Genomic DNA, 16,876 nt, shown 5'->3' on the forward strand with positions numbered 1-16,876 from the left:
GCTACCGGGTTAGGTGACCCTTACCGCAATAGGCTAGGTTATGCTTCTTGAAGTCGAACCTGATCGTGCCCAGTCGTCGTGCCCTGCTCGCCGGGCTGGCCGGCCTGGGTGGCGCGGGCCTCCTGTCGGCCTGCGGCAGCAGCGCCTCCGTGGCCGGCTCCGTCCCATCCCCGTCGGCCGGGGGCTCCGGCGCCGCGCAACCCGGGGCCTCGGCCCGGCCCGCCGACCTGCCCACCGACCCGGAGCGCGTGGTGGCGATGTACGCCACGGACGCCGACTACTGCCTGGTCCTGGGCCTGCCGCTCGTCGGCTCCTACAGCACCTCGGCCACCGACTTCCCGCCCTACCAGGCGGACCGGCTCTCCGGGGTGCAGCCGCTCGTCACGTTCCCCGAGCCCAGCTACGAGCAGATCGCCGCGCTGCGCCCGGACCTCGTCTTCCACGGCGCGGCGTCGTACTCGCCGGACCAGGTCGAGCCGCTGCAGGCGATCGCCCCCCTGTTCGCCTTCGACGACCGCTACGTCGACAGCCCCGACTGGCGGGCCACGCTGCGCGAGGCCGCCGCGGTCTTCGACCGGGTGGGGGAGGCGGAGGAGTTCGTCGCCGCTCACGACGCCCGGGCCGAGGAGCTGCGGGCCCGCACGGCCGAGCGGTGGGACGGGGCCAGCTTCGCCTACATGGGGCCGATCGAGCCCGGCGTCTTCTACGTGGCCCAGGCGAACATGCAGACCAACCTGACCCTGGTCGAGGACCTGGGGCTGACCCTGGCCGACGCGGTGCCGGCCACGGTCGAGGAGCGCCGCACGGACATCTCCTACGAAGAGATGTCGATGCTGGCCGACGCCGACATCATCATCGTGCGCACCAACCCGCGCGAGGGCACGGTCGACGTCGACACCGAGGCCACGGAGCAGATCACGGGCTCGCCGCTGTGGCCCGGGCTGCCGGCCGTGCAGGCCGGCAACGTGCGCACCATCAGCGGTGACCTCTTCTACACGTCACCCTTGACGGCGCAGGCCAACCTCGACTGGGCCGAGCAGCAGCTGCTGGCCTGAGCCCTCCCCCGATCCTCGTCCCGACCCCCTTCAGGAGCCCACGTGCACGGCATCGTCCGGACCGTCGACCGACTGACCCCCCACTTGACCCGGGTCGTGCTGGGCGGTGAGGGCCTGGCCGACTTCGAGCCCAGCCCGTTCAGCGACTCCTACGTCAACCTCGCCCTCGCCCCGCCCGGGGCGCCGTACGACATGCCCTGCGACCTGGACGAGGTCCGGCTCGCCGTGGCGCCCGAGCACCGGCCCGTCCGACGGCGCTACACCGTGCGGGCCTGGGACCCCGTGGCCCGCACCCTGACCATCGACTTCGTGCTGCACGGGCACGGCGGGCCGGGGGAGGGCGACCCCGGCGTCGCCGCGGCGTGGGCGGCCGCGGCCGCCCCGGGCGACGTGCTCCAGCTGACCGGACCCGGAGGTTCCTACGCCCCGGACCCGGAGGCCGACTGCCACCTGATGGTCGGCGACGAGTCCGCGCTGCCGGCCGTCGCCGCCTCGCTGGAGCGGGTGCCGGCCGGTGCGCCGGTGCACGTCGTCGTCGAGGTGGACGGGCCCGACGACGAGCTGGAGCTGACGAGCCCCGGCCGCCTGGCCGTCACCTGGCTGCACCGCAACGACCACCCGGGTGCGGTCGACCTGCTGGTCGCGGCCGTGCGCGCCCTCGAGCTCCCGCCCGGCCGGGTGCACGCGTTCGTCCACGGCGAGGCCGGTGACGTCCGCGCCGTCCGCCGGCACCTGCTGCTCGAGCGCGGCGTGGACCGGTCGACGTTGTCGGCCTCCGGGTACTGGCGCCGTTCCATGACCGACGAGGCCTGGCGCGCGGTCAAGCGCGAGTGGCAGGCCGCGGTCGCGGCCGAGGCGTGACCCGGGCGCACGACCGGCGCTCCCTGGGCTGAGCGCGGCCCGCGCCCCGACCGGGACCTTGGGCCCTGGTGGGCCACGGTGTCGCCCGGCACCGTGGCGGCATGGCCGAGGACCGGAGCGTCGAGGATCTGCCCCCCGCCACGTGCTGGGCCCTGCTGGCCGGGGCGGAGGTGGCGAGGCTGGCCGTGGTCGTCGACTCCGCGCCCGAGGTGTTCCCCGTCAACCACGCCGTGCTGGGCAGCCGGGTGCTGATCCGGACCGCGGCGGGCACCAAGCTGTTCGCGGCCGTCGACCGTGACGTCGCCGTCGAGGTGGACGGCGTGGCCGAGGGCCGGGCCTGGTCCGTGGTGGCCAAGGGGACCGCGGTCGAGGTGGAGGACCAGGCGGGCCTGGACGCCGCCGACGAGCGGCTCGACGTCTGGCTGACCAGCCGCACGCAGCACGTACTCGCGGTCGACGTGACGTCGCTGACGGGTCGGCGGTTCGCGCTTCGGCCCCGCTGAGGCCGCCCGCGTCACCCGGTCGCCGCACGGACTGGTCCTGGCCGCGGGCAGGTGCGACCATCGACGACCGGCCCGGTCGAGCGACCGGTGTGTGCGGTCTTTGGTGTGGGGAGCGGTGTGCGAGCAGGTCGGTGGACCCGGGTCGAGCGGCCGTGGACCGCCGTCGCCCTGCCGCTGGCCCTGGTCGTCGCCATCCTGGCCGCCGACGTGGCCGAGGGCCCGAAGACCGCGTTCGTCGGGGTCCTGGTCGTCGCCCCGATGCTGTCGGCCGTCTTCGGCACCCCCGTGACCGTCGCCCTGGTAGGTGTGCTCACGCTGACCGCGGCGGGCCTGTTCGGCCTGCAGGCGGACGACGGCCAGGTCGGGGCCCAGCTGACCCGGCTGGCCATCATCGCGGTGTTCACCGTGGTCGCGGTCCTGGTCGCCGCGGCCCGGGTGCGGGGCGAGGTGGCCCTGGCCCGGGCCGACCGGATCGTCAACGCCGTCACCGAGGCCATCATCCGGCCGCTGCCGGCCCGGGTGGGCGGGGTCCCGGTGGCCTCGCGCTACCTGGGGGCCGACGCCGAGGCGCACGTGGGCGGCGACTTCTACGAGGTGCTCGACACCCCGCACGGGGTGCGCGTGGTGGTCGGGGACGTCCGGGGCAAGGGTCTGTCGGCCGTCCGCATGGCCAACTACGTGCTGGGGGCGTTCCGTGACGCCGCCCGCCGCGAGCACAGGCTGGAAGACGTGGCCGCCGCCCTCGACGGGATGGTGGCGACCGAGGGCGAGGACGAGGACTTCGTCACGGCACTGCTCCTGGAGGTCCGCGACGGCCGGGTCCGCGGGGTCAGCTGCGGCCACCCCCAGCCGCAGTGCGTGCAGGACGGCGTGTTCGTGGAGGCCGACGTCCCGGTCGACCTGCCGCTGGGCCTCGGTGCCGGCGGGGTCGCCCCGGGGGCGCTGCCGCCCGGTACGGGCGCGATGCTGCTGCACAGCGACGGCCTCACCGAGGCGCGTTCGCCGTCGGGGGTGTTCCTGGACGTGCCCGGCGCGCTCGCGCCGCTGGCCGGCACCCACGGCGAGCAGCTGCTGGCCGGGGTCGTCGCCGCGGTCCGCACCCACGTCGGCGGTCGGCTGCGCGACGACGTGGCCCTGCTGTGGCTCGACGTCGCGGCGCTCCCCGAGGCCCCCGGTCTCGCGGTCCGCCCGGCCGTGCGGGACCTGCTGGTCCGGCAGGCGGGTGGTCCGGCGACGCTCCGGGCCTCGACCACCGAGGACGCCTGAGTCGGACAAGCTTCTACCCCTTGGGTAATTGCATCTGTGTAACTACCAGATGTAGTGTCTGAGGCGCAGCAGGTTCATCGGCCCACGCCAGGGTCGGTGTCGCAAGAGGGAACCCGGTGAGACTCCGGGACTGCCCCGCAGCGGTGAACGGGAACGACAGCCGTCAACAAGCACTGGGTCGACACGACCTGGGAAGCGACGGCCGGTAGGTGGGCGCTCCGGCGCCCGTGCCCGTGAGTCCGAAGACCTGCCCGCTGCGCCGCGCGCACCGTGCGCGCGGCTCGTCCGGCGCCCCGTGGGAGGGCCAAGGCGGTCAGGTGCCCTCGCGACCCCTCGGGGTCCGTGCCGCGTCCCCGTCCTGCTCTCCCCGCGCCGGAGCCAGGCATCGCGGGAGGACTGCAGGCATGAGCACGGACACACCCATCACCGTCGTCAAGCGCGACGGGTCGGTCGAGCCGTACGACGGCTACAAGATCGCACGCGCCATCGAGGACGCCAGCCGGGGCCTGGACCCCGAGGTCGTCCGCACCACCCAGCTGCTGTCGGAGCTGGAGATCACGCTCTTCGACGGCATCACCAGCCAGCAGCTCGACGAGTCGGTGATCCAGGTGGCGGTGCAGAACGTCAAGGACGACCCCGGCTACGACACCGTCGCGGCGCGGCTGCTGCTCAAGACCATCTACAAGCGCGTGCTGGGCGACTACGACGGCGAGGCCGACCTGCTCGCGCTGCACCGGGCCCGCTTCGCCGACCACGTGCGTGGCCTCGTGGCCGACGGGTCCCTGGACCCGCGCATGGCCGAGCTGTTCGACCTTGACGCGCTGGCCGCGGTCGTGGCCCCGGAGCGCGACGACCTGCTGCGCTACATCGGCGTGGTCACCCTGACCAACCGGTACGCGATCCACGGTCCCGACCGGCGCCCGGTCGAGGTGCCGCAGTACGTCTGGCTGCGGGCCGCGATGGGGTTGAGCCTGACCGAGGCCGACCCGACGGCGAGGGCGCTGGAGTACTACGACTCGATCTCGCGCCTGGCCTACCTGCCGGCCGGCTCGACGCTGGTCAACGTCGGCACCCGCTACGCGCAGCTGTCCAACTGCTTCGTCATGCAGATGGACGACGACATCGAGCACATCGCCAAGTCCGTCCGGGACGTGATGTGGCTGACCAAGGGCACCGGCGGGATCGGCCTGTCGGTCACCAAGCTCCGGGCCGAGGGCTCGCCGATCCGCAGCAACAACACCGCCTCGACCGGGCCGATCCCGTTCATGCACACCATCGACTCCACGCTGCGGGCGGTGTCGCGCGGCGGCAAGAAGTTCGGCGCGCTGTGCTTCTACCTGGAGAACTGGCACCTGGACGTCGACGAGTTCCTCGACCTGCGCCAGAACTCCGGCGACCCCTACCGGCGGACCCGCACCGCCAACACCGCGGTCTGGATCAGCGACGAGTTCATGAAGCGGGTCGAGGCCGACGCCGACTGGTACCTGTTCGACCCCGCGGAGACCCCCGACCTGGTCGAGCTCACCGGGTCGGCCTTCTCGGCCCGGTACGCCGAGTACGTGGCGTTGGCCGAGGCGGGCCGGCTGCGCGTGCACCGCAAAGTCCGCGCCCGCGAGCAGATGCGGGCGATCCTGGTCAGCCTGCAGACCACCTCGCACCCGTGGCTGACCTGGAAGGACACCATCAACACCCGGGCGCTGAACGACAACACCGGGACGATCCACCTGTCCAACCTGTGCACCGAGATCACGTTGCCGCAGGACCGCGAGGAGACCGCGGTGTGCAACCTGGCCTCGGTCAACCTGGCCCGGCACCTGCTGGCGGACCAGTCGGGTCTGCGCGGCGCCGGCCCCGCGGCCCGCGTCGACTGGGACGCGCTCGCGGTCACGGTCCGCCGGGCGGTGCGGCACCTGGACAACCTGATCGACGTCACCCGGTCCTCGGTGCCGGAGGCGGACCGTTCCAACGAGCGCAACCGCGCCGTGGGGCTCGGGCTGATGGGGTTCACCGACCTGGTCGAGCGGCTGGGCCTGGGCTACGAGAGCGAGGAGTCCTACGACCTCGTCGACCGGGTCACGGAGTTCATCAGCTTCCACGCCATCTCGGCCAGCGCCGACCTGGCCGAGGAGCGTGGCGCCTACCCGGCCTTCGAGGGCTCGGGCTGGAGCCGGGGCCTGCTGCCGATCGACACCGTCGACGTGCTGCAGGCCGACCGCGGCGTCTCCGTCGAGGTCGACAGCACCCGGCGCCTGGACTGGGAGTCGCTGCGCGCCCGCACCCGCCGGGGCGTGCGCAACGCCACCGTGATGGCCATCGCCCCGACGGCGTCCATCGGCCTGGTCGCCGGCGTCACGCCGGGCCTGGACCCGCAGTTCACGCAGCTGTTCGCCCGCTCGACCAGCTCGGGCAAGTTCCTCGAGGTCAACCGCAACCTGGTCGCCGACCTCAAGGCGCGCGGGCTGTGGCAGTCCGTCCGTGGCCCCCTGCTGGCCGCGCGCGGCGACCTGTCCGCGGTCGCCCAGGTGCCGGCGGACCTGCAACGCGTCTACCGCACGTCGTTCCAGCTGTCGCCGTACGCGTTCCTCGAGGTCGCGGCCCGGGCGCAGAAGTGGGTCGACCAGGCCATCAGCCGCAACATGTACCTGAGCAGCCGCGACGTCGGCGACATGGTCGACGTCTACACCGCGGCGTGGCGGCGGGGCGTCAAGACGACCTACTACCTGCACATGCTGCCGCGGCACAACGCCGAGCAGAGCACCGTGCGGGTCAACAAGGCCGAGACGCCGCCGGGGACCACCCCGACGGCTGGGGACGGTGCGGCCGGCGGCCCCGCTCCCCGTCGGCGCGGCTTCGGTGCGGCGCAGGCGGCCCCTGCGCCCGTGGTCGCCCCGGCCCCGGCCCCGGCCCCGGCCCCGGCCCCGGTGGAGGTGGTCGCCGACACCTGCCCGGTCGACCCGCAGGAGCGGCTGGACTGCGAGGCCTGCCAGTGAGCATCCTCGGGACCGGCATCACGGAGGGCCTGCTCCTCAAGCCCGTGCGCTACCAGTGGGCGGCCGACCTGTACGACCAGGCCGTCGCCAACACCTGGTTCCCCCACGAGGTCCAGCTGGGCGAGGACCTGGCGGACTTCAAGCGGATGAGTGACGAGGAACGGCACGCGCTCACGTTCCTCATGAGCTACTTCAACCCCAACGAGCTGCTGGTCAACAAGGCGCTCGCCTTCGGGGTCTACCCCTACGTCAACGCGGCCGAGGCGCACCTGTACCTGGCCAAGCAGATGTGGGAGGAGGCCAACCACGTCATGGCCTTCGAGTACGTCCTGGAGACGTTCCCGATCGACCGCGAGCAGGCCTACGCGGCCCACGTCGAGATCCCGTCGATGGCGGCCAAGGAGGAGTTCGAGGTCCGCTACATCCGGCGGATGGCCACCCAGACCCTTGACATCACGACGCTGGCCGGCAAGCAGGACTTCGTCCGCAACCTGGTCGCCTACAACGTGGTGCTGGAGGGGATCTGGTTCTACTCCGGGTTCATGGTCGCGCTGTCGTTCCGGCAGCGGAACCTGCTGCGCAACTTCGGGGCGCTCATCGACTGGGTGGTGCGCGACGAGTCCCTGCACCTGAAGTTCGGCATCAACCTGGTGCTGACGGTGCTGGAGGAGAACCCCGAGCTGCAGACGCCGGAGTTCGCCGACGAGATCCGCCGGATGGTGATCGACGGCGTCGCGATGGAGGAGGCCTACAACCGGGACCTGCTGCCCACCGGCATCCTGGGGATGAACGCCGACTACATCAACGCCTACGTCCGCTACCTGGCCGACCGGCGGCTGGAGGAGCTCGGGTTCGAGCCGCACTTCGGCGACGCCAACCCGGCCAAGTGGATGGCCACGGCCAACGACACCCTGCAGCTGGTCAACTTCTTCGAGTCGATCAACACCAGCTACGAGGTCGACGCGCGGGCCGGCTCGTGAGCGGCGGTCCGGGTGCGTAGCGTCCTGGTCGGCGTCGGGCTCAGCCACCTCGTGCTCGTCGTCGTCGTGGCTGCAACCGTGCTGCAGGCGGTCGGGGCAGCGGGGTCGCCGTCCGGCCTCGGGGCGGGCGCGTGGCCGCTGCTGGCCGGGTGCGCGCTGGCCTGGCTCTGGGGGCTGCAGCACGGCCTGGCCGCCGACCACGTGGCGGCCATCGACGACGTGACCCGGATGCGCGTCGGGGCCGGCGCCGCCTCGACCGGCACCCACTTCGCCGTGGGCCACGGGCTGGCCGTGTGCGCCGGGGTGCTCGCCGTGTCGGGCGCCTGGTCGGCGGTCGTGGCCGTCGAGCTGCCCGCCCGCGTGCTGGTGGCCGTCGTGCTGGCCGGGCTGTGCGTGTGGAACGTGCGGCTGCTGCGCGCGGGCCGGGAGTCGTCCACGGCGGGTCCGGCAGGCGGTCCGGCCGGGGCACCCCGCAGCCTGCTGCTCGGGTTGCTGCTGCGGGTGGGGCGTCGGCGGGGTGGCGACGTGCCCGCCGGGGCCGTCACCGTCTGGTGTCAGGTGGTCGGGCTCGGGGTGCTGTTCGGTCTGGTGTCCGTCGGCGAGGTGCTCGTCATGGCGCTCGCGGTCGGCCCGAGCGAGGGCGGCGCGCTGGCGCTGCTCGCCGTGGCGGTCTGCTTCTCGGCCGGGATGGTGCTCACGGACTCCGCGGACTCGGTGCTGCTGGGCCGGATGTACGCCTGGTCCCGCGCGGACCCCGGCCGGGGTGGGGTCCTGGCCCGCCGTGCGACCTTGCTCACCGCGGTGGTGTCCGGGGTGGTCGCGACGACGATCGTCGTCGGCGTGCTGGCCCAGGTCGGGGCCCTCCGTTCCGGCCCGCTGCTGGTGCTGGCGCGCCTGGGCGACAGGTACGTGCTGGTGGGCGTGGTCGTGGTGGCCGGGTTCGGGCTGCTGTGGACGGCGTCGTGGCTGCGGTCGCGGCGCCGGGCGGCGACCGTCCGGGTGGCCTCACGCGTCCCGGCCCCGGCAGGGGGGTGACGGGACCGGGGCGCTCTCAAGGCCCCGGTCCCGCCGCCGATGGCACCTCGTGCCGACCCTGCCGCGTGTCGACTCCCGCAACGCCTGGCTCGTCGCCCTGGCCGGGACCCTCGCCCTCACCGTCGCCGCCGCGCTGGTTCCCGGGTGGCGCGCACCGTTGGTGGTCGTCGCCGAGCTGGGCGCCGTCGTCCTCGTGCTCGTCGGGGTGCGCCTGCACCGGCCCCGGGCTCGGGGACTGTGGCTGGCCGCCTCGCTCATGCTGGTCTGCTGGAGCGCGGGGGCTCTGCTGGTCCACGTGCGAGGGGACAACTCGACCGCGTCGGACGTGGCCGTGTGGGCCGGGCAGGCGGTCGCGGTGGTCATCGTCGTCCGGATGGCGGTGTCCCGCCGGCGCCGCGGACGGGGTCTGGCGGCGCAGGCCCGCAGCTCCCTGGACCTGGTGGTCGTCACCACCGTGCTGGCCCTCGTCGGGGCGCAGCTGGTGGCGGCCAGCGCCACCAGCGGACGGGCGTTCTCCGCCCTCGTGGTGCCCACGGTGGACGTGGCCATCATCGGGGCGATCCTCGTGGTGGCGGTGTCCCAGCGGCTGTCCGTGGCGGCCCACCTGATGGTCGCCGCGGCCTCGCTGTCCACCCTGTACGACCTGCTCGGTGCGGTGCAGGGGCAGCGGCTGGCCCTGTCGGGTGAGCCCGAGCAGGTCCTCGGCTGCCTGTGCGTCCTGCTGTTCGGGGTGGCGGCGCTGCACCCGGGCATGGACGAGGCCACCGACCCCACCCGGTTGCCGCCCCGACGTCCGGAGTCCGCGGCCCTGCTGAGGCTGCTGCCCCTGGTGGCCGTCCCGCTGGCCCTGTGGTGGGTGGCCCGGGCCACCGGGCAACCCGCCCTGAGCAGCTGGGTGCTGCTGCTGGCGGGCATGGTCGTCGCCGGGCTGTCGCTGCTGCGTGCGGTGGGCGCGCTGCGGGCCAGCGAGCACCTGGCCGGGCACGACCCGCTCACCGACCTGGCCAACCGGCGGGGCCTGGCCGAGGGCTTCGAGCGCACCGCGGCCGACGGGGCCTGGCTGCTGCTGGTCGACGTCGACCAGTTCAAGCAGGTGAACGACACCTACGGCCACGACACGGGGGACGCGCTGCTGCTGCAGGTGCGCGACCGGCTGCTGCCCGCGGTCGACGAGCACGACCTGGTGGCGCGGCTCGGTGGCGACGAGTTCGTGGTGCTGGCCCCCGCCCTGGCCCGGGTCGAGGACGCCGAGGCGCTGGCCCAGGCCGTCCTGCACGCGCTGCGGGAGCCGGTCGTCGTCGGCGCCGTCACCCTCCAGACCAGCGTCAGCATCGGCATCGCCCACGCCGGTCCGGGTGAGCCCCTGGGTGAGCTGCTGACCCGCGCCGACGTCGCCATGTACGCGGCCAAGGCCGACGGGCGGGACACCACCGCCGTATACGACCCCCGGATGCGGGTCGAGGCCGCCCGGCGGTTCGCCCTGACGGCGCAGGTCCGCCGCCTGCTCGGCGGCCAGGAGACGACCGACGGTCGGCTCGAGGTCCTGTACCAACCGCTGGTGCGGCTGGACACGGGCGACGTGGTGGGCGCCGAGGCCCTGGTCCGCTGGCGCCACCCGGAGCACGGGCTGATGGCGCCCGACGCGTTCCTCGGCATCGTCACCAGCACCGGGCTGGACCTGCAGCTGGACCGGGCCGTCCTGGCAGAGGTGCTCGGCCAGCAGGCCCGCTGGCGCTCGCAGGGTCACCAGGTGCTCCCGGTCAGCGTCAACCTGACGCGCGACAGCCTCACCGACCCCGGCCTCGCCGCGCACGTGCTCTCCGCCCTGGAACGGACCGGGGTCCCGTCGCAGCTGCTGACCCTGGAGATCACGGAGCACGAGGAGCTGCCCGAGATGGGGGCCGCGGCGCAGACGCTGCAGGAGCTGAGGGATGCGGGCGTGGACACCCACCTCGACGACTACGGCACCGGGTTCACGTCGCTGGACTACCTTCGCCGGTTCCCGATCAGCGTGCTCAAGGTCGACGGGTCGATCGTCGGGGCGATGGCCGAGGGCTCGCAGCTGGTCGCGGGCATCGCCGCGATGGCCGCCGCCCTGGACCTCGACCTGCTCGCGGAGGGCGTCGAGACGGAGCAGCAGCACCGGCAGCTCGTCGACCTCGGGGTGCGGTTCGGCCAGGGCTACCTGTTCTCGCGTCCGCTGAGCGCGGAGCAGTTCCGCCAGGACGTGCTCGTCCCGACGGACGGGGACGAGCGCGTCGGCGTCCCGCGGCCGCGCGAGGAGGCGCCGCTCGGGCTCGGGACCACCTGAGGCCTCCCGCCCTCGTCAGGCCAGCAACGGCAGGGCGTCCACCAGGGCGCCCAGCTCGTCGCGGTCGGCGGGCTCGAGGGCCTCGCGCCCCGTGCCGCGGCGCACGGCGGTGGTGTCGTCCCACCGTGACGGCAGCGGTCGGCCCAGCAGGGCGGTGAGGACCTCGCGGACGCGGCGCAGGGCGGCGGCGTCCGGGGCGGGACGGTCGAGGTGCGCCACCAGGTCGAGGTGGTGGACCGTCGCCTCCACGGCGAGGGTGTCCAGCAGGTCGGCCACCCGCAGCACGTGGCCCTGCGTGGCCACCCGCGACCCGGGGTCCACCCGTGAGGCCGACTCCAGCACCGCCGCCGCGAGCTCGACGTGCACCGCGACCAGCGCCCCCGGGCCGCCCGCGACCGAGGCCACCACCCGGGTCCGCCAGCGGTCCGCGTCGGCCTCGGTCGGACTCTGGTCCCACTGCCGCCAGTAGTCGACGGCGTCGGTGGTGGTCGGACCGGCCGCCGGGGTGGCCAGCGCCACCAGACCGCGACGCAGGTCGAACACCTGGTGCTGGACCAGGTCGAGGACGCTCCAGCCGGCGCAGCCGGTCGGCTGGTCCCACTCCGGCTCGTCCAGCCCCCTCAGCAGCCCGGTCGCGCCGGTGAGGACGGTGCCGAGCAGTCCGGCGGCGTCGGTCGGGTCGGTCGGGTCGGTCGGGTCGGTCGGGCTCGTCGTCGGGGAGTCGGTCACCCTCGACACCCTGCTCCGTCGGGGTGACAGCGGCACGTCCTCGGCGGGCGCACGGAAAGGGACGTAGACAGACATGCGCATATCCGCATACCTTGACGGGGTGCACACCCACGACCACGGCACCGCGACCGGCCGCAACCGCGGCCGGCTGCTGGTCGCGCTGGCGGTCACCGCGTCCGTGGCCCTGGTGCAGGTGGTGGGCGGGGTGCTGTCCGGCTCGCTGGCCCTGCTGGCCGACGCGGGGCACATGGCCGTGGACTCGCTCGGCCTCACCGTGGCCCTGGGTGCGGCCGTGCTGGCGGCCCGCCCGGCCACCGCGCTGCGGTCCTACGGCTGGCAGCGGGCCGAGGTGCTGGCCGCCCTGGTCAACGGCCTGCTGCTGCTGGGCGTCGCGGTCTGGGTGGTCGTCGAGGCGGTCCGGCGCTGGGACGCCCCGCCCGAGGTCGCCACCGGGCTGATGCTCGGTACGGCGGTGCTCGGCGGCCTGGCCAACCTCCTCGCGCTGCTCGTGCTCCGCCCGGCCCACCAGCAGAGCCTCAACCTGCGCGGGGCCTACCTCGAGGTCCTGGCGGACCTGGTGGGGTCGGTCCTGGTGGTGGTCGCGGCGCTGGTCATCTGGGCCACGGGCTGGACCCGGGCCGACGTCGTCGCGTCGCTGCTGGTGGCGGCCCTCGTGCTGCCGCGCGCGTGGTCGCTGCTGGGCGAGGTGGTCCACGTGCTGCTGGAGGCCACCCCGCGCGGCCTCGACCTCGACGTGGTCCGTGAGCACCTGCGCGAGGTGCCCGCCGTCGTGGACGTGCACGACCTGCACGCCTGGACCATCACCAGCGGGTCGCCGGCGCTGTCCGCGCACGTGGTGGTGGACCCGACCTGCGTGGCTCGTGGCGACGTCGGGCAGGTGCTGGACGCGCTGGCCCGCTGCGTGGCCGAGCACTTCGACGTCGAGCACTCGACGTTCCAGCTGGAGCCGGTCGGGCACCGCGAGCACGAGGCGGTCGGGCACGCCTGAGGGGAGGCGCTCAGGCCAGCAGCGCCTGGCCCAGGTGCTCGCCCTCGGCCAGGCCGGGGGGCACGGCCCACAGCCCGGACCCGGTGTGCTGCAGGTACTCCATCAGGCCGTCCTGCTGCGACAGCCGGGTCTGCATCGGCACGTAGTGCGTGCGGGGGTCGCGGACGTAGGCCAGGAAGAACAGCCCCGCGTGCAGGCGGCCGAGCGAGGTGGTCCCGTCGGTGTAGTTGTAGCCGCGCCGCAGCATCCTGACCCCGCCGTTGCTGCTGGGGTGGGCCAGCCGGACGTGGGCGTCCAGGCCCACCAGGGGCTCCTCGCCCCGGCCGGTGGCGGCCAGGTCGACGTCGTCGTGCTCCTGCCCGCCCGACAGCGGCGCCCCGGTGCCCTTGGTCCGCCCGACCAGCGCCTCCTGCTCGCGCAGCGACGTCCGGTCCCAGGTCTCGATGCCCATGGCGATGCGGCGCGCCACCAGGTACGAGCCGCCGTCCAGCCACGCCTCGGGCGAGCCGGCCGGGGCCGGCGGCACCCAGACGTGCTCGCTCAGGTCGTCCGCGTGCTCCGCGGTGACGTTGGCGGTGCCGTCCTTGAACCCGAACAGGTTGCGCGGCGTGACCTGGGCGTCCGAGGTCGAGGACGTCCGCCCGAACCCCAGCTGCGACCACCGCACCGCGGCCGTGCCGAAGGCGATGCGTGCCAGGTTGCGCACCGCGTGCACGGCCACCTGCGGGTCGTCGGCGCAGGCCTGGACGCACAGGTCGCCGTCGCTGCGGGCCGGGTCGAGGGCGTCGGCGGGGAAGTGGGGCAGTCGCTCCAGCGCCTCGGGTCGACGGTCGGCCAGTCCGAACCGGTCCCGGCCCTGCTCGTCGACGAACAGCGTGGGGCCGAACCCGAACGTGATGGTCAGCCCGGCGGGCGGCAGGTCCATGGCCTCGCCGGTGTCGTCGGGTGGGGCGTCGTAGGCGCCGGACACCGGTCCGTCGGGGCCGGCGCCCTGCCCCTGCGTCATCCGCTCCGCCGCCGCGGTCCAGGCCACCAGCAGGTCGAGCAGGTCCTCGCGGCGGTCGGAGGTCAGGTCGAAGGCCGCGAAGTGCAGGTGGTCCTGGGCCGGGGTCACGATGCCCGCCTGGTGGGCGCCGCGGAACGGGTGCACCGCCGGCCGCCGGTCCGCCGCACCGGTACCCGGTCTCGTGAGATCCGGTCCGAGGGCGGCCACGGCGGCCGCACCGGCGACCCCGCCGGCGCCCAGCGCGACCCCGGCCCCGGCGAGACCGAGCAGCCCCCGGCGGCTGATGCCGCTCACGCCCGCACCGCCGTCACGCCGGTACCTCGACCACGCCGGACGTCACGCCAGCACGGCTGCGGTCAGCCGGGACAGCGGCTCGGCCAGGGCGTTGACGGCGTCGGACAGCTCCCGCACCTCCGCCTGCTCCAGGTCGGAGTACAGCACGAACCCGTCGCCGGAGCGCTGCGCGTCCAGCAGCACCTGCAGCTCGGCGAACCGGTCGTCCAGCTCGTCGGCCAACGCCACGTCCTTCGTCCGCAGCAGCGGCTCGACCCCGTCGAAGGCGACCTTCGCCCCGTCGACGTTGGCCTGGAAGTCCCACAGGTCCGTGTGCGACCAGAAACTCCTCCTCCCCGGTGACCTTGCCCGTCGCGACCTCGTCGAGCAGGCCCTTGGACCCGTTGCTGATCTGGTCGACCGTGAACGTCATGTCCCTGGTCCGGTCGTACAGCTCGGTGGTGTCGGCCACCAGCAGGTCGGCGACCTCGGTCCGGCCGGCGACGTCGAGGGCCGTGTAGGCCTCGGCCTGCTCGGGCCACAGGTCCTTCTCGATCCGGTGCCACCCCGTGAACGCCTCGCCCTCGACCAGGTCGGCCTCGCGGGCGTCCATCCGCGGGTCCAGGTCGCCGAAGGACTCCGCGACGGTCTCGATCCGCTCCCAGTGGGTGCGGGCCTGCGGGTACAGGGCCCGCGCGGCGTCGTCGTCGCCGGCGACGTACAGGTCGCGGAACTCGGTCGTGGCCGTGAGCAGCTGCTCGGTCTGGTCCTTGACGTAGGCGGCGTACAGCGTGGCGGCCGCCTCGACCAGCTCCTCGTCGTCGCCCGACGGCGACAGGTCCGCCCCGGAGTCGGTGACGGTGAAGTCGGCCCGCAGCCCGTCGCCGACCATGCCGGGCTTGCAGGCCGTGACGTACTCACCGGGGGGTGCGGCCAGGACGAGGTCGCGGGACAGGCCGGGGGCGATGTTCTCGACCTCGCCGACGATGCGCAGGCCGTCCTCGGCCAGCAGGTAGAACTCGGTCACCTGGTCCCCGGAGTTCGTCACGGTGAACCGGAGCGTCCCCGACGGCGCCTCGCCGGCCGACACCTCGCAGGCGGAGTCGGACGCGGCCACGGTCAGGGCGCCCGCGGCCCCGGTCGCGGTGTCGGAGGGGGAGTTGTCGGTGCAAGCGCTCAGGGGCAGCAGGGCCAGGGCGGTACCGCCCAGCACGAGCAGGTGGCGTGGGGTCGTGGTCATCGATCGTCCTTCAGGCGGAGGTGGCGGCCGGCGTCACCGGGGCCGTGGGGCGGGGTGCGCGGCGGCGCGAGCGCAGCAGGAACAGCGTCATCACCGGCACGAGGTAGGCCACCCAGACGACTGCCTCCAGGACGGTCGTGGCGGGGGAGAAGTTGAGGACGCCCTTGAGCAGCGTCCCGTACCAGGAGGTCGGCGGCACGTAAGCGGAGACGTCGAACGCGAGGGTGTCGAGACCGGGCAGGACGCCGGCCTCCTGCAGGTCGTGCACGCCGTAGGCGAGGACTCCCGCGGCGATGACGACCAGGAACGCGCCGGTCCAGGTGAAGAAGCGGGACAGGTCGATTGTGAGCGTGCCGCGGTAGAACAACCAGCCGAGGACGACGGCGGTGAGGATGCCGAGCAGGGCGGCCAGCAGCGGCGCGGCCGACGGGTCGGCGTCGCGCGCGGTGGCCCGGGTGGCAGCCCACAGGAACAGGGCCGTCTCCAGCCCTTCGCGGCCGACGGCGAGCGCGGCCACGCCGGCCAGGCTGCCCCGGCCCAGCTCGGCCGCGCGGTCGACCTGCTCGCGCAGCCCGCCGGACAGGGAGCGGGCGGCCGAGGCCATCCAGAAGATCATCCAGGTCACGAGCGCGACGGCGACGATAGAGAGGGTCCCGCCGATGACCTCCTGCGCCTCGAAGGTGAGCCCACGCGGGCCGAACGTCAGCGCGAAGCCGAAACCGAGCGAGACCACGGCGGCGAACCCGACCCCGGCCCAGACGGACCCCAGCAGGTGCCGGCGGCCCGAACGGACCAGGTAGGCCACGAGGATGCTGACGACGAGCGCCGCCTCGAGTCCCTCGCGCAGGCCGATCAGGTATGTGGCGAACATCCATCCCTCTATTCGGTGAGCCTCACCTAAGTAGGGACGGTACACCCGCTCACAGCGGGACCGGGACCCCCGCGGCCTGCAGGCCGGCGAGGACCGCGAGCACGACGCAGACCCCGGCGCCGGTCAGCCGCACCGCGCGCAGCGGCAGCCGCTTCGCCAGCGTCGCGCCGAGCGTCGCGGCGAGCCCGGCCACCAGCAGCAGCGCGGCCCACGCCCCGACGAAGATCGACACCGGGTCGGCGCTGCGGGCGGCCAGGCCCGCGGTGAACAGCTGCGACAGGTCGCCCCACTCGGCGATGAACAGCACGGCGAAGCTCGTCGCGGCCGCCCGCAGGAACGGGGTCCGGCGCTCGTCCGCGGCGGCGTCGCCGTCGGTGTCCATGGCCTCGCTCGAGCGGCTGTCGCGGTAGAGGATCACCGCGCCGACGGCGAAGAGGACGGCTGCCGCCCCGGCCACGAGCGCCTCGGGCAGCCGGGACAGCAGGCCGCCGGCGGCGACCGCGATCGCGGTCTGGACGCCGAAGGCCAGGCCGACCCCTACCCAGGCGGCCAGCGGACGGAACCGGCTCGACAGCACCAGGGTGGCGATGAAGGTCTTGTCGGGCAGCTCGAGCAGCAGCAGCGGGACGAAGGCGCTGACGGCGACGGCGAGGTCGAACGGGGGCAGACCGAACACGGGGGCTTCTCTCACGGCTCGGGACCGGGGCGCGTCGACCTCGGCACCGAGTCAGGTCGTGCCGGGCGGAC

Annotated in this window: 14 protein-coding genes, 1 pseudogene and 1 riboswitch; of the genes and pseudogenes, 9 read left to right on the forward strand and 6 right to left on the reverse strand. The window is 74.0% G+C overall.

The window, feature by feature from the left end:
- Positions 1-47 precede the first annotated feature (47 nt).
- The 8 genes from SJY06_RS04150 (at position 48) to SJY06_RS04185 (ending at position 11,001) form a co-directional block, all read left to right on the forward strand.
- On the forward strand, positions 48-1,055 hold the full coding sequence (locus SJY06_RS04150; protein ID WP_380164916.1) for an ABC transporter substrate-binding protein: 1,008 nt from the start codon (positions 48-50) through the stop codon (positions 1,053-1,055).
- A gap of 42 nt (positions 1,056-1,097) precedes the next feature.
- Complete coding sequence (locus tag SJY06_RS04155; RefSeq protein ID WP_380164918.1) at positions 1,098-1,916, forward strand: siderophore-interacting protein; 819 nt, start codon at positions 1,098-1,100, stop codon at positions 1,914-1,916.
- A 101-nt stretch (positions 1,917-2,017) separates the two neighbouring features.
- The gene (locus tag SJY06_RS04160) at positions 2,018-2,419 is read left to right on the forward strand and encodes a pyridoxamine 5'-phosphate oxidase family protein (protein ID WP_380164920.1); all 402 of its coding nucleotides are present in this window, start codon (positions 2,018-2,020) and stop codon (positions 2,417-2,419) included.
- A 117-nt stretch (positions 2,420-2,536) separates the two neighbouring features.
- Positions 2,537-3,685 carry a PP2C family protein-serine/threonine phosphatase gene (locus SJY06_RS04165; protein ID WP_380164922.1) on the forward strand — a complete coding sequence of 383 codons (1,149 nt, stop codon included), beginning with the start codon at positions 2,537-2,539 and terminating at the stop codon, positions 3,683-3,685.
- A gap of 53 nt (positions 3,686-3,738) precedes the next feature.
- Positions 3,739-3,955: riboswitch (cobalamin riboswitch) on the forward strand.
- 134 nt (positions 3,956-4,089) lie between these two features.
- Positions 4,090-6,675: a ribonucleoside-diphosphate reductase subunit alpha gene (locus tag SJY06_RS04170; protein ID WP_380164924.1), complete on the forward strand. Its 2,586-nt coding sequence runs from the start codon at positions 4,090-4,092 to the stop codon at positions 6,673-6,675.
- Positions 6,672-7,655, forward strand: coding sequence for a ribonucleotide-diphosphate reductase subunit beta (locus tag SJY06_RS04175; protein WP_380164926.1), 984 nt, complete (start codon positions 6,672-6,674; stop codon positions 7,653-7,655). Before SJY06_RS04170 ends, SJY06_RS04175 begins: the two co-directional genes overlap by 4 nt.
- A gap of 12 nt (positions 7,656-7,667) precedes the next feature.
- On the forward strand, positions 7,668-8,690 hold the full coding sequence (locus tag SJY06_RS04180; RefSeq protein WP_380164928.1) for a hypothetical protein: 1,023 nt from the start codon (positions 7,668-7,670) through the stop codon (positions 8,688-8,690).
- Between the two features lie 49 nt (positions 8,691-8,739).
- A complete protein-coding gene (locus SJY06_RS04185) occupies positions 8,740-11,001 on the forward strand; it encodes a putative bifunctional diguanylate cyclase/phosphodiesterase (RefSeq protein ID WP_380164930.1) in 2,262 nt (753 codons plus the stop codon).
- Between the two features lie 15 nt (positions 11,002-11,016).
- On the opposite strand, the gene SJY06_RS04190 is transcribed toward SJY06_RS04185, so the two are convergent.
- Positions 11,017-11,730, reverse strand: coding sequence for a maleylpyruvate isomerase N-terminal domain-containing protein (locus tag SJY06_RS04190; RefSeq protein ID WP_380164932.1), 714 nt, complete (start codon positions 11,728-11,730; stop codon positions 11,017-11,019).
- 100 nt (positions 11,731-11,830) lie between these two features.
- On the opposite strand from SJY06_RS04190, the gene SJY06_RS04195 reads away from it, so the two are divergent.
- Positions 11,831-12,739, forward strand: a complete 909-nt coding sequence (locus SJY06_RS04195; protein WP_380164934.1) for a cation diffusion facilitator family transporter — start codon at positions 11,831-11,833, stop codon at positions 12,737-12,739.
- Between the two features lie 10 nt (positions 12,740-12,749).
- Here the strand turns inward: SJY06_RS04195 and efeB are convergent, their stop codons facing one another.
- The 5 genes and pseudogenes from efeB to SJY06_RS04220 all read right to left on the reverse strand — a co-directional run bounded on the left by efeB (position 12,750) and on the right by SJY06_RS04220 (position 16,805).
- Positions 12,750-14,039, reverse strand: a complete 1,290-nt coding sequence (efeB, locus tag SJY06_RS04200) for an iron uptake transporter deferrochelatase/peroxidase subunit (RefSeq protein WP_380164936.1) — start codon at positions 14,037-14,039, stop codon at positions 12,750-12,752.
- Positions 14,040-14,081: 42 nt separating this feature from the next.
- Positions 14,082-14,345 (reverse strand): imelysin family protein, encoded by a 264-nt coding sequence (locus SJY06_RS04205; RefSeq protein ID WP_380169670.1) that lies wholly within the window; start codon positions 14,343-14,345, stop codon positions 14,082-14,084.
- A 76-nt stretch (positions 14,346-14,421) separates the two neighbouring features.
- Positions 14,422-15,258: pseudogene (gene efeO / locus SJY06_RS04210) on the reverse strand (iron uptake system protein EfeO); the annotation flags it as partial.
- A gap of 10 nt (positions 15,259-15,268) precedes the next feature.
- A complete protein-coding gene (gene efeU, locus SJY06_RS04215; RefSeq protein ID WP_380164938.1) occupies positions 15,269-16,129 on the reverse strand; it encodes an iron uptake transporter permease EfeU in 861 nt (286 codons plus the stop codon).
- A gap of 49 nt (positions 16,130-16,178) precedes the next feature.
- The gene (locus SJY06_RS04220) at positions 16,179-16,805 is read right to left on the reverse strand and encodes a TMEM165/GDT1 family protein (protein ID WP_380164940.1); all 627 of its coding nucleotides are present in this window, start codon (positions 16,803-16,805) and stop codon (positions 16,179-16,181) included.
- Positions 16,806-16,876: the final 71 nt, after the last annotated feature.

Origin of the sequence: Jannaschia sp. R86511 (assembly GCF_042466345.1) — a bacterium.
In the GTDB taxonomy this organism is placed as follows: domain Bacteria; phylum Actinomycetota; class Actinomycetes; order Actinomycetales; family JBBAYJ01; genus Aquipuribacter.

Bases quoted from the DNA above. Each gene is read 5' to 3' on its own strand.
- SJY06_RS04160 (WP_380164920.1), top strand. From the start codon at position 2,018: ATGGCCGAGGACCGGAGCGTCGAGGATCTGCCCCCCGCCACGTGCTGG.
- SJY06_RS04170 (WP_380164924.1), top strand. From the start codon at position 4,090: ATGAGCACGGACACACCCATCACCGTCGTCAAGCGCGACGGGTCGGTC.
- efeU (WP_380164938.1), bottom strand. From the start codon at position 16,129: ATGTTCGCCACATACCTGATCGGCCTGCGCGAGGGACTCGAGGCGGCG.